Raw genomic sequence first — 12361 nt, 5'->3', positions numbered from 1 at the left:
GTGGGCTTAAAAGTTTATATCAAAGATATGAATTTCTACGTCAAACTTAATTGAACCGCCGTATACCGAACGGTACGTACGGTGGTGTGAGAGGTCGGGGGTTAGTCACCCCCTCCTACTCGATTAGTTCTTATATTTAAGTTAGGGATGAAAAGAATGAGATACTGGCTACTAAAGACGATTTATTTTTGTATTTCTTTAAGTGTTGCCTCATTGCAATTTTTAAATTTGTATTATTCTCAGATTGGGTTAACTACGGGGGAAATAGGAGCTCTATTTGCGGTAGGTCCCCTCGTGATGGTCTTGACCCAGCCTGTATGGGGGATGCTTACTGACTTTTGGAATAAACCAAAATGGATATTATTGATTACGATTGTAGGCTCTGCCATAACTGCAATGTTTTTTCCGCAAATGGAGACATTTCAAGATTTACTCATTCTAAACATTGTCTATTCTTTCTTTGTTAGTGCCACAGGACCAATTGCTGATAGTATTGCTTTAGGAATATTAGAGGACCGAAATGATTTTGGGAAAATAAGACTCTACGGTTCATTAGGTTATGCAATTGGAGCGATAACCATCGGTCGTCTTCTTGATTATGTTGGGCTGGATTGGATGTTTTATTTTTATACTTTTTCTCTCATCATCACTTTATTACTAGCAATGAACATTCCTGCGAAAACAGGAAGCAAAAAGCATTTTCGTTTGAAAGAAGCACTCGGATTATTCAAGAACCCATCATTTATTACCTTTTTACTATTCAATTTTTTATTGCAGCTGACGGTTTTTGCTAACAATTCCTTTTATGCCATCCACCTTGAAAGTTTTGGCGCCACTATTACTCTTGTAGGCCTTGCGTTATTAATTAAGTCAATTTTGGAAATCCCGTTCTTTGCTATTTCAAGTTATTTGATTCGGAAGTTTTCCTATGCGCTGCTTTTATCAATCGCTACGGTATTCTATGCCGCCAGATGGTTGATCTTAGGATACAGTGATCAGTTAGATGTATTAATATGGTCACAGATCCTATTGAGCCTTTCATTCAGTATTCACTGTCTTGCTTCTGTTGCCTATGTGGACTTTATTACACCCCCTGATTACCGTGCAACAGGTCAAACCATTTATTGGGCCGTGACATTTGGATTTGGAGGGCTTGTGGGCAATATTTTAGCAGGATGGCTCTTAAAAAGTTATTCGATTGAATCTATGTATAAAATAGCTGCCCTATTAGCTATGCTTAGCATTGTATTTTTATGGATCAAGGCTAAGGATCAGAGAGTAAAAACGGCAGCAGAAAGTTCAATGGAGGTATAGAAATGGTTGAAATTCGACAGCTTCAAAAACAGGATCGAGAGGCAGCAATTGCACTCTCAAACCAAACGTTTCGCGATGATGAACAAACATCAATGGTAGATGCATTTCCATTGATGTTTTCGCCGGGCAACATCGAACAATCCATTGGGGCATTCGCAGAGGGTGAATTAGTATCGTTTATGGGAATTGTGCCAGCCTTTATAAGGATAGGAACAGCAAAGGTAGCTATTTATTCGTTAGGATCAGTTTGCACAGCGGAAGAGCACCGGAATAAAGGATATGCCAGCCAAATTCTGGACAAAGTGTTTCAGTACTTGAAAACAACTGATGCGGCATTGCTCCTTGTATCAGGAGACAGGTCATTATATACCCGTGCAGATTGCTGTTATTTCGGCAATAGTAAACGGTATCTGGTCAATGGAAAAAATGCGAAATATAATCACAACATTAGGGAAATGAGAGAAGGAGACCTGTTAAGTTTGGTTCATCTTGCACAACAAAGACCAATTCGGTATGACCAAAGTGTCAGTGATTTTCAAACGCTGTTACAAGCTGAAGCCTTCGCAAGCTGCTTGAAGTTAACCCACAAGACATTAATTATGGAGGAAAACGGAGAGCTCACGAGCTTTTTAGTCCTCGGTATCCCAAATCAAACCGGGAAATCCATTGCCATTGAGTGGGCCGGCAATCCCAATGAAATCACTCAATTATTAGCATATGCAGCAAAAAAATATGAACTAGAGGAAATCGAAGTTCCAATACCATGGCATGATCAGGAACTTCAAAAGGAATTGCATGATGCTCCATTTAAGAGTGAAAAAAACCAGGGAACCATTTATATAATTGACCCGGAACGTCTAGTAAAACAGCTTGCTCCTTTCTTAAAAACGAAGCTGGAGGAACCAATTCAATGTAAAAGTATCCAAGATGGGATGATTGAAGTAGGCATAGGCACTCATAAGGCCATTTTAACTAAGGCCGATTTTATATCGGTTTTATTTGATCCAGAACCAAATAACGAAAAAAATAAAGAGTTGCAGAAAGAATCACAAGGAGTCTTTCCTCTTCCATTTCCATATACAGCGGGACTGAATTATGTATAGTTATCACAAACAGAGATCTTTCGCGAAAATAAAAAAGTGCCTGACTTTAACCAGGCACTTTTCGTTATGTTTAGTTTAACAACAGCGTCAACATCGCAGTTAAAAAGGCTGTTGCCACAGGTAATGAAACATATAAAATCGTTCGGTTTCTTTTTTTCATTCTTTCTATTTCCTCGGGTGTTGCCCAATGATCTTTTGACATCAATATTTTCCCCTTTTATCCTTGATGGTAGCTGGCTGGCTTTGCGTAAGACAGAGGACCTTGTAGTTTTACGTCATCACCTTTCAATGATTTTGCCGTTATTTATAGGATCGGGTTGAATTATGTCGATTTTAATAGGTCTTTTGAACTATTTTATCGTTCGTTATCGTTAATAGGAAACGACCTTTGGTTAAAAAGCATTACTTTTTAAAGAATAGATTTGCTCTCCAGTAAAATACTATAAAAAAATGAGATGGAGTTACGGCAATGAAAACCATTAAACCAAAGAAATTAAGTTCAAGTAGAGCAGATCTAAACCAAAAGCTGACATCAGCAGAAATGGGAAAGCTTTGGGCAACTTATATGGGGAACAGCATGTCAAAATGTGTATTAAAGTATTTCCTGCAGCATGTAGAGGATGAGGAAATAAAAGCACTAGTAGAGCACGCATTGGCCTTAAGTGAGGAGATCTTCCAGGCCATCACAGACATTTTTGAGAAAGAGGACTTTCCGCTCCCTATTGGTTTTACAGATAATGATGTAAATCTTGGAGCACCACGGCTATTTGAAGATCCGTTTTATGTTCATTATTTGAAATATGCCGCTAAAGCGGGAATGAGCCTCTATAATGTAGCGGTTCCATTGGTTTACAGAAGGGATGTAAGAGACTTATATCTCTTTTGTATGAATAAGACGATGGAATTAATGGAACAAATCAAGGATTTATTGATGAATAAAGGATTGATTATAAAACCGCCACTTATTCCAGTTCCTGATAAAGCAGAATTTGTTCATAAGGATTTTTTAAATGGTTTCTTTGGCCATGTGCGACCTTTGCATGCATTAGAAATTGCCCATTTTTATGACAATATCGAGAATAACGTCACAAGCAGAGCATTAATCATGGCATTTAGCCAAGTGGCAAAGTCCAACAAAATTAGGGATTGGTTAATCAGAGGAATGGAGATTACCACGAAAACTATTCAAAATTATATGGAGGAATTGCAGGATGAAAACTTGCCTGCGCCGTCCTTTCTTGACCATTTAGTCACAACATCGACCAATGCTCCTTTCTCAGACAAACTGATGATCTTCCATAAAGTCGATATGTTCTCCATGAAAATCCGAGCATTCGGAAATTCAGTAGCTGTAAACGGAAGACACGATATAGGCATGATTTATACAAAGTCATTAATCAATACCTCCTTATATGTAGATGAAGGAGCAAAAATAATGATTGAAAAAGGCTGGTTTGAAAAACCGCCGCATGCAGCAGATAGAGAGGAATTAAGATCGGAATAGGTTTAATTAGAAGGCCATTGAACGAGCACCAAGGAGAATAAACCTTTGATTGTAAGGGAGAGTATTCTCCCTTTTTTTAGTGGTGTGGCTATTGGAACTTTCAAAAGGGTAAAAAGATAGTAATTGAGGTGAGAAGAGCCTTCATAAGGTGGATGAGGCCAAAAGCAGGTGAAAGAGTGAGCGAAAAGTCTTTCATAAGGTCGATGAGGGCCAAAAGCAGGTAAAAGAGTAAGCGAAAAGTCTTTGATAGGGCCTATGAAGTCCAAAAGCAGGTGAAAGAGCAAGGGAAAAGTCTCTCATAAGGCCGCTGAGAGCTAAAGGAAAGCAATTGCTAAAGAGAAAAGTCCTTCATTTAATATATGAAGGACAAACTGAGTAAGTAACAGGAAAAGATCTATATAAAGTTTTAAAGAATAAAGAGTAAAAAGGAATTCAATTTTTTTATTCGTAGTAAGAACATCTATGAGCCCCTGACTTTTTATAGTTCTTTTCTAGAATTTCTTTTATCCTCTTTTTAGACTCCACCACCTTACACCAATCCTGAATGACATTAGTTGTCATTTTTCGTTCAGGAAAAAGAAGCTTAAATTCCTTCACACTCCGCATGACGGCAGTTGCAACCACTTCTTCATGACCGCATTCCTTGCAAACACATTTTCTTCCCTCGATAGAAATTGAAAATGAAGTGCATGCTGCACAAGTGATTCCTTTTCGCAGCTGATCATAATCATAATGCGGTAACAGCTTAAAAGGAGACTCATTAATATGCAGTGAGAGTAAATTTTCTGCAAGCATTTTGTCCTTTCTATTTAACTTTTTATCTATCTTATTAAAATTTTTAAAATAGCGATTGATCTGAGATGGAAAAATAAATGGCTTGTCGAGAGGTGCTTGGTATAAGGTGAATTCGGGGTTGATAAAAACGACCGAAGCAATAACAGAAGAATGAAATCCAAGGCTTTGGAGTAGCTGGCGCAGCATGGTCTCGCTTCTACTTAATTGGTTTAGCGGATTATTAAGTTCAGATTTAGATTTCTTGTATAATTTATCAGATTCGTAATAATAATCTCCTTCATAATTTTTTACTTCAAAAAAATAGACAGTTTCTGAAATGATAAGTAGTGCGTCAATTTGAAAGATGGTGTTATTTTGTTTTAACAGCAAATCATTTAAGATCAAGCATTCACACTGCAGATTATCCGTCAATGAATCAAATAGAATCTCCCCCTCGTAGCCCTTTTTAAGGTTGAAATAATGCTGTTTCTCATTTTCAGCCAATTTCATTCGTGTATGTAAGGACTTTAGAGTTTGTAAATCAACAGATTCTGTACGAGCCTTAAAAGGCATAGTCCACTTCCTTTCATCTTGTGAAATTTTCCACTTTATCACATTTATTATAAAGGTGTGTCTATTTGAAGTGAATATTTCATATTAAAAAGTAATTTTCACCAAAAGCAAATGATTGCATTTCAAACGTCCATCTGCTAAAATCGTTTCATAGCTAACGATTATGAAAATTCGCGAGGTGATGAACATCCATTCGTTTAACGAAGCGGGAGAGTTGCTTCCCGAAGAGATCGATACAATCAATCTTCTAACGAAAACGCCTATTAGCTCGCTAAACCTAGATGCCATTGCCGTTGTGACAAATATGTACCGGATCGCACAAGGCTTAAGAAATAAGATGGAACGTGAAGTGCTAGTTGAATACGGGTTATCCTGGACATCCTTTTCCATCCTTTATGATTTGTGGATCTGGAATTCGGTTGAAACAAAAAAATTAGCCGAGTCAGCCGGTGTAACAAAAGCAACAGTGAGTAACATTACGAATACACTGGAGCGAAAGGAATTGTGTTATCGAAAGGTGGATAACAGGGACCGAAGAATCACATTTGTGACGATAACGGACAAAGGCAAGCAGGTAATGGAAGAGCTGTATCCGAGGTTTCATCAAGGTGAAGCGGAGATTGTCTCCGGTTTGACGCTTGAAGAGCAAAAAGGCATGGCAGCATTGCTAAGAAGAGTCATTAGAGAAAATCAGTTTTAATTTCATAAGGATAAAAGCGTAGAGAGGAAAACAAGTAGTTGTTATCTCCCTGTAATCAGAGAGTCGATGGATGGTGTGAATCGACACAAAGATAACACGAAATACACGCCTTGAGCTTTCTTTGCGAATTGCCGCAAGGAACGGGTTGACCGTTAATCGTAGAGCGGAAGAATCATATTCTTCAATAAGGGTGGTACCGCGTGTAAAAGTTTAACCACGTCCCTTTTTCGGGATGTGGTTTTTTTGTATTTATTTTTAGGAGGGAATATAATGAGCAGTTTACTAGAACGATTAACCGATGAACAGCGAAGTGAAGTCCAAAGGCAAATGGCGATTTACAGCCAAGGTGTACAGGAAATCATTCCAAGTGAAGAATTAGAAAAGAAAGTAGCAGCATCCTTGCTTGAAAACCGGCCATTAAAAATAAAGCTTGGCTTAGACCCATCAGCTCCAGATGTACATCTCGGTCATACGGTTGTGTTAAATAAGTTAAGGCAATTTCAAGAAAATGGCCATATTATTCAACTGATAATCGGTGACTTTACAGGGAAAATTGGTGATCCGACAGGAAAGTCCGTTGCGAGAAAGCAATTAACGGATGAAGAGGTTCAGCACAATGCTAAGACCTACTTTGAACAATTTTCAAAGATTATCGATATGTCAAAAGTTGAGCTGCATTACAATTCTAAGTGGCTGTCTAAGTTGAATTTTGAGGATGTTATTCAATTAGCGGGAAAAATAACCGTTGCCAGACTTTTAGAAAGGGATGACTTTGAAGAACGTATTGCATTCGGAAAACCGATTTCGCTGCATGAATTTTTCTACCCGTTAATGCAAGGGTATGATTCGGTTGAATTGGAATGTGATATTGAGCTTGGCGGGACAGATCAGCATTTTAACATCTTGATGGGACGGCATTTTCAAGAGAAATTCGGAAAAGAAAAGCAAGTTGCACTTTTAATGCCCTTACTAGAGGGACTCGACGGTGTAGAGAAAATGTCAAAATCAAAGAAAAATTACATTGGCATCGACGAAAGCCCGCAAGAGATGTACGGTAAAGCAATGTCCATTCCAGACGAATTAATGATGAAATACTTTGAATTGGTAACAGATTGTACACCCAAGCAAATTCAAACCATTGAAGAAGAATTAAATACAGGAAAACTGCATCCTAGAGATGCGAAAATGGTTCTAAGCAAAACAATCGTCCGTATGTACCATGGTCAAGAAGCTGCAGAAAAAGCAGAACAGCATTTTGTATCCGTCTTTCAACAAAGGACATTACCCGATGAGATGCCGGTGGCTGAATGGAAAGGAACGAATGAAACATCAATCATTGACTTGCTTATTTCCTTAAACATGTTCACATCAAAAAGCGAAGCGCGGAGAATGATTGAAAATAGGGGGGTTCAATTAAATGGTAACAAGGTAGAGGATACAAAACTAATGGTTACCGTTGCAAATGATTTAATCGTACAGGTAGGGAAGCGGAAATTTGTGAAAATAAAGATGTAGAGAATAAACACGAAAAAGGATCTTCATGAAGATCCTTTTTCGTGTTGGACATTTCCGTACTGTGGAGCATTTCTGTTTATTTAACTTCTCCGTTAAAACAATATTAATCGTTGCCGCCAAAGCCGCCATAACCGCCGCCGTAACCGCCACCAGGGCCGCCGCCATAACCGCCGCCGTAGCCGCCGCCAGGGCCGCCGCCATAACCGCCGCCAAAGCCGCCACCAGGACCACCGCCGTAACCGCCGCCAGGGCCGCAACGGTAAACCCATCTGCATTCACGAACCCAACGACAACGAGGTCGAGGAGGATAGTAACCCTGTCCGTATCCTTGTCCGTAACCCTGTCCTCCCATTGGCTGCCCAAACTGCTGTCCTAACGGCTGTTGTCTATCAAGGTCTTCAATTTGATTTAGATCGTCGAGATTCATTTCAGGATGATCGTAGTAATACAATAAAAACACTCCTTTTTAAGTAAAAAGATTTTAGGAATCTGTTCTAAACAATTACACTATATGCTAAAAGTATGAATAATTATGGGTTTTCGCCTAGGAGATAAGCCTGAATTTAGGTATTTAACTAATGGGGATTTTTTCCGCTAAAAACGTAAATAAATTTGATAGAGTATGAGGGTTGTTAGGGCAACTCTATTATTTAGGAATCAGTATTACGGACATTTGTGTTCGGTTTTGTTCACTTTTATCCTTGGTTGGAAGTCTGAATTGCGAATGTCTAAATATTTATAAAAAATTCAATAGAAACCATTGACCTAAATCGCTATCATCAGTATAATCAAAAACAAAAAGGGAAATAAACAAACATAAATGGATTTAAACAGAAAAATATAAACGTTTTGTGTTAAGTCTAAACGAGCGCAGCCTTAGGTAAGAGAATGTCTACTTTTATGTAACGATAATGAAACAACTCTAGTGAAAAATGAAAGGCTTTTCAAATGGTAGAGTATGTGTTACAACATGTAAGACATAAAGTAAAACAGAGTTGCAGCTTCATAGATAGACGAGGGTAAAAATTGTAGATGTGAAGCAGCACTTTAGGTATTTCCTATCCATCTAATCATACACCGACTTGAAAGCGGTTTAGCTTGTCCATTTGTTTGTGGAATCGATACCTTATGGAATCGTTCTCTTAAAGTAAAATACAGTGTGATTCGCATTTCATTTTTACAGACAATCATTAAATATGACGTAACAAAAAGGAAAACGAACAAAAAACAGATAAGGTTACCTCTTTTTGAAAACGTTTTTAATAAAGGGGTATGAGGAGGTTTTGGAAATGAAGGATAGAAAAATTAAGTTAGTAAACTATGTTGCATACGGGTCTACTGATTTCCTGGGTGCAGGTGCTTTTGCGTTAACAGCAGCTTGGTTGCTCTATTTTTATACGACTTTCTGCGGGTTGACACCTGTTCAGGCTGGTTCGATTTTTGCGATTGCGCGTTTTGTCGATGCTATTGCAGCACCTGTTATGGGGTACATAACCGATAATTTTCATAAAACCAAATTAGGCAGAAAATTTGGCAGAAGAAGGTTTTTCTTATTAATTTCAATTCCTTTAGTGATTAGTTATACCTTTATTTGGGTCAGCGGGATGAGCTATTGGTATTATTTACTCACCTATATTGTATTTGAGATCGTTTATACAATGGTGTTAATCCCATATGAAACATTAGCTGCAGAGATGACATCAGACTATAAGAAACGCTCAAGATTTACTGGTGCTCGTATGTTTACCGCTCAGTTATCTGCGGTTTTTGCTGCATTTATTCCTGGCAGATTAGTTGAGGCGCTTGGCAAAGATGATCCAGCAACGTTCCTTTACACTGGCGGAATCTTTACCGTTATCTTTATTTGTGTATTAGCATTTGTTTATAAATTTACTTGGGAGAGACCTTTGGAAGATATTTTGCGTGAAGAGGGAGATGAGGAAAAGCTTCCATTCCTTGAAAACGTGAAAAAGGTCTATGTCGATTTATTATCGACATTAAGAGTCAGAACCTTCAGACAGCACTTAGGGATGTATTTAGGTGCCTATTTAAGTCAGGATGTCTTTAACGCTGTATTTACGTATTTTATTATTTTTTCACTCGCTCAAGATGCCATTGTTGCATCCAACTTGATGACGGTCATGTATTTATTGCAAATTCTTGGTGTCTGGTTAGCCATGTCGATCACCATCAAATTAAATCCTGCTCCGGCTTACCGGGTGGCCATTTTGCTCTTTATGGCAGGAGTTATTGGTTATTTAACCGTATATTACGCGAATCCTTCCAATTTAATGGTGATGCTATTTATCTTAATCGGTGTTGCAGGACTTGGCCGGGGAGGTTTAAATTACATCCCATGGAATAACTATTCCTTTATTCCAGATATTGATGAAGTCCTAACCGGTCAAAGAAGAGAAGGCGTGTTTGCCGGCATGATGACCTTTATCCGCAAAGCATCACAGGCACTTGCGATCTTCCTTGTGGGTGTTATTTTGGAACAAGCAGGATTTGTGTCAGGTGAAACAGCTCAATCACAATCGGCGCTGAATGCCATTATGGCGATTCTTACAATTGGAACATTGCTCTTCCTTCTTGTTGGCTTATTCATCTCGTATCGATACAAATTAACAAAGGAATCACATACGATTTTGTTAAATGAAATTGATCGTCTAAAAGCTGGCGGAGCGTTGAATAATATGGACAGCAAGACTCGTTCAGTGGTCGAGCAGTTAACAGGCTGGAAATCGATGCAATTATGGGGTAACAATCCTGTTGGATATAAAAATAAAGTGAACTTTAAAAACCTTGGAGATGAAAGAAAGATAAAGACAAGTTAAATTTTAAGGGTTTTCCGAAGAATTGATTGAAAGGGTTTACCTGCGCGGTTGGCAGTAAACCGAAATAAGAAGGGAAAGAGGATCTTTGACAGGAGATCCTCTTTTCTTTTCTAACGCAAAGAAGATGTTTTCACACAAGAACATTAATGTGAGTTCTTTGTATTCCAATATGTTTTCTTTTTTATAAATTTTAAATGCCAGGGCAATACAAATGCATACACAACAAAAAAGATCGGAATCGCATACCATGTTTGCCAGTTATTCAATTTCATGATGCCAACCTTTACGGCCAGCCAATTTAATAAATACGAGATGAGCGTAAAAGCAATGATATAGGTCCATTTTTTATCTTCATTATAATAATTGATAAATATAATGGCGATTAATCCTGGAATGATGCCATACAGAAACAGTTCTGGCACTGCGGTCACTTTTCCGCTTCCTACATTAAAAAAGTCAAGCGGATCACCTAATGTCATATCCACTGTCCAAACGATGTATCCAATAATACCAAACGTAGTATAGATTTCTTGTTTGCTTAATCTCTTTGGCATGACCAATATGATAACGAATAGAATCAGACTAAGAGTGATCGGGTACCAGAGCCCCTTGCTCATGATGTCAAAATTAGGTTTCATTACTAAATCCCTCTTTATAGTTTGTGTTGTTTAAAAAAGAAGTTTAGCTACTTCAAAGGAAACGGAGTCTATATAAGCATTTGAGTTGTCTCCCGGATATGAAATAGTATTGACCATAATTTATGTTACTAACTCTTCATTTACTTATTTTTTTATTCTCCCTTGAATAACTGCACGATTAAAAATCCACCAGTCAAACAAAAAAACGCTTTCAATATTCTATGATCCTGCTAAACTAAATGATAGAAAAGGAAGTGGGGGGCAGTCCCCACAAAGGGAGGAAACAGACTATGTATACAATCGGAATCGATCTAGGCGGCACGAACCTGCGCATTGGCCTTTTTAATGAGCAGGGAGAAATCATTGAGGAGTATAGCCGTCCAACGGAGGCGGAAAAGGGGCCGGAATTTGCGATAAACAATATGGCGGAAGTCATCGGCCAGTTAAAAGCGAACTATGAGATAAAAGCAGTGGGCATCGGCTCTCCGGGACCGCTCAATCCCCATGAAGGAATCATCATTGAACCGCCAAATCTTCCAGGCTGGGTGAATGTCCCGCTAGTAAAAATCCTTGAAGAAAAAACGGGGCTGCCTGTTAAATTGGAAAATGACGCAAATGCAGCAGCTCTTGCAGAAGCGACTCTTGGCGCAGGAAAGGGAGCGGGCAGTGTCTTTTTCATTACAGTTAGCACCGGTGTTGGCGGCGGTTATGTCATAGGCGGCCAGGTTGTGTCAGGTGCCCAGGGCAATTGCGGTGAGATCGGCAATATGATTGTTAACCCTGATCCGAATGCCTACCAAGGCCCGGGCTTAAACAGGGGGGCATTAGAAGGGCTGGCAAGCGGTACAGCGATCGGCCGAATCGGACAAGAGCGCTTAGGCATAACAAGCGGTGCCCAGGGTGTCTTCCAGCTGGCTGAGCAAGGTGACAAGTCGGCCCAGGAAATTCTAGACGAAACGATTAACTACCTTGCGATCGGCTTGGCGAATATCGTTCATACGGTAAATCCAGAAGTGCTTGTGATCGGCGGCGGTGTGATGAAATCCAAGAATCTCATCCTAGAACCGTTAATTGAGAAAACAAAGCAGTATTTGTATCCGAGCTTAAGAGATTCTTTCATTTTAAGACCAGCCTTACTTGATCAAAAGGCCGGGCTTATCGGTGCAGGGCTTTTGCCAAGAGGATGACAACTATGAAAGTGGGAGGGAGAGATCTGCCTCTCTCTCATATTGATAGTAAGGAATACATGAGCAACATCAATCTCAAAAACTTCTAATCAGATCGAAGGTTGCTAGAATAACCTCAGGTATTCAGTTTCACCCTTTCGAAGCTGCAAGATTCAGTGTAGGAAAAACAAAAACAGGAACCATTTTCTTTGAAAAGAAAAATGGTTCCTGTTTTTC

Annotated in this window: 11 protein-coding genes, 1 riboswitch and 1 other annotated feature; of the genes, 7 read left to right on the top strand and 4 right to left on the bottom strand. The window is 39.0% G+C overall.

The window, feature by feature from the left end:
- Positions 1-156 precede the first annotated feature (156 nt).
- Both WQ54_RS05540 and WQ54_RS05535 read left to right on the top strand, forming a co-directional pair.
- On the top strand, positions 157-1314 hold the full coding sequence (locus WQ54_RS05540) for an MFS transporter (RefSeq protein WP_046513186.1): 1158 nt from the start codon (positions 157-159) through the stop codon (positions 1312-1314).
- A 2-nt stretch (positions 1315-1316) separates the two neighbouring features.
- On the top strand, positions 1317-2417 hold the full coding sequence (locus WQ54_RS05535) for a GNAT family N-acetyltransferase (protein WP_046513182.1): 1101 nt from the start codon (positions 1317-1319) through the stop codon (positions 2415-2417).
- 70 nt (positions 2418-2487) lie between these two features.
- Here the strand turns inward: WQ54_RS05535 and WQ54_RS35210 are convergent, their stop codons facing one another.
- The gene (locus WQ54_RS35210) at positions 2488-2619 is read right to left on the bottom strand and encodes a hypothetical protein (RefSeq protein WP_269431551.1); all 132 of its coding nucleotides are present in this window, start codon (positions 2617-2619) and stop codon (positions 2488-2490) included.
- A 23-nt stretch (positions 2620-2642) separates the two neighbouring features.
- Positions 2643-2726: riboswitch (cyclic di-GMP riboswitch) on the bottom strand.
- 160 nt (positions 2727-2886) lie between these two features.
- Between WQ54_RS35210 and WQ54_RS05530 the strand changes: the two genes are divergently transcribed.
- Positions 2887-3921 carry a DUF3231 family protein gene (locus WQ54_RS05530; protein WP_046513179.1) on the top strand — a complete coding sequence of 345 codons (1035 nt, stop codon included), beginning with the start codon at positions 2887-2889 and terminating at the stop codon, positions 3919-3921.
- A gap of 441 nt (positions 3922-4362) precedes the next feature.
- Here the strand turns inward: WQ54_RS05530 and WQ54_RS05525 are convergent, their stop codons facing one another.
- Positions 4363-5268, bottom strand: a complete 906-nt coding sequence (locus WQ54_RS05525; RefSeq protein WP_046513177.1) for a nuclease-related domain-containing protein — start codon at positions 5266-5268, stop codon at positions 4363-4365.
- 163 nt (positions 5269-5431) lie between these two features.
- Here WQ54_RS05525 and WQ54_RS05520 point away from each other — a divergent pair, with 163 nt between their 5' ends.
- Positions 5432-5968, top strand: coding sequence for a MarR family transcriptional regulator (locus tag WQ54_RS05520; RefSeq protein ID WP_269431550.1), 537 nt, complete (start codon positions 5432-5434; stop codon positions 5966-5968).
- Positions 5969-5978: 10 nt separating this feature from the next.
- Positions 5979-6195, top strand: a binding site (T-box leader).
- Between the two features lie 43 nt (positions 6196-6238).
- A complete protein-coding gene (tyrS, locus tag WQ54_RS05515) occupies positions 6239-7483 on the top strand; it encodes a tyrosine--tRNA ligase (protein ID WP_046513171.1) in 1245 nt (414 codons plus the stop codon).
- A 103-nt stretch (positions 7484-7586) separates the two neighbouring features.
- Here the strand turns inward: tyrS and WQ54_RS33420 are convergent, their stop codons facing one another.
- A complete protein-coding gene (locus WQ54_RS33420) occupies positions 7587-7934 on the bottom strand; it encodes a hypothetical protein (protein ID WP_046513169.1) in 348 nt (115 codons plus the stop codon).
- A gap of 838 nt (positions 7935-8772) precedes the next feature.
- Here WQ54_RS33420 and WQ54_RS05505 point away from each other — a divergent pair.
- Positions 8773-10320, top strand: coding sequence for an MFS transporter (locus WQ54_RS05505; RefSeq protein ID WP_046513166.1), 1548 nt, complete (start codon positions 8773-8775; stop codon positions 10318-10320).
- A gap of 143 nt (positions 10321-10463) precedes the next feature.
- On the opposite strand, the gene WQ54_RS05500 is transcribed toward WQ54_RS05505, so the two are convergent.
- Positions 10464-10958, bottom strand: coding sequence for a hypothetical protein (locus WQ54_RS05500; RefSeq protein ID WP_046513164.1), 495 nt, complete (start codon positions 10956-10958; stop codon positions 10464-10466).
- Between the two features lie 290 nt (positions 10959-11248).
- Here WQ54_RS05500 and WQ54_RS05495 point away from each other — a divergent pair, with 290 nt between their 5' ends.
- On the top strand, positions 11249-12145 hold the full coding sequence (locus tag WQ54_RS05495) for an ROK family protein (protein ID WP_046513161.1): 897 nt from the start codon (positions 11249-11251) through the stop codon (positions 12143-12145).
- Positions 12146-12361: the final 216 nt, after the last annotated feature.

Origin of the sequence: Bacillus sp. SA1-12 (assembly GCF_000981385.1) — a bacterium.
In the GTDB taxonomy this organism is placed as follows: domain Bacteria; phylum Bacillota; class Bacilli; order Bacillales; family Bacillaceae; genus Metabacillus.
Note: the sequence above shows the minus strand (reverse complement) of the source record. Positions and strands in the feature narration are given on the sequence as shown.

Coding starts and splice junctions, on each gene's coding strand:
- WQ54_RS05520 (WP_269431550.1), top strand. CDS start 5,432: ATGAAAATTCGCGAGGTGATGAACATCCATTCGTTTAACGAAGCGGGA.
- WQ54_RS05530 (WP_046513179.1), top strand. CDS start 2,887: ATGAAAACCATTAAACCAAAGAAATTAAGTTCAAGTAGAGCAGATCTA.
- WQ54_RS05495 (WP_046513161.1), top strand. CDS start 11,249: ATGTATACAATCGGAATCGATCTAGGCGGCACGAACCTGCGCATTGGC.
- WQ54_RS05500 (WP_046513164.1), bottom strand. CDS start 10,958: ATGAAACCTAATTTTGACATCATGAGCAAGGGGCTCTGGTACCCGATC.
- WQ54_RS35210 (WP_269431551.1), bottom strand. CDS start 2,619: ATGTCAAAAGATCATTGGGCAACACCCGAGGAAATAGAAAGAATGAAA.
- WQ54_RS05535 (WP_046513182.1), top strand. CDS start 1,317: ATGGTTGAAATTCGACAGCTTCAAAAACAGGATCGAGAGGCAGCAATT.
- WQ54_RS05540 (WP_046513186.1), top strand. CDS start 157: ATGAGATACTGGCTACTAAAGACGATTTATTTTTGTATTTCTTTAAGT.
- WQ54_RS05505 (WP_046513166.1), top strand. CDS start 8,773: ATGAAGGATAGAAAAATTAAGTTAGTAAACTATGTTGCATACGGGTCT.
- tyrS (WP_046513171.1), top strand. CDS start 6,239: ATGAGCAGTTTACTAGAACGATTAACCGATGAACAGCGAAGTGAAGTC.
- WQ54_RS05525 (WP_046513177.1), bottom strand. CDS start 5,268: ATGCCTTTTAAGGCTCGTACAGAATCTGTTGATTTACAAACTCTAAAG.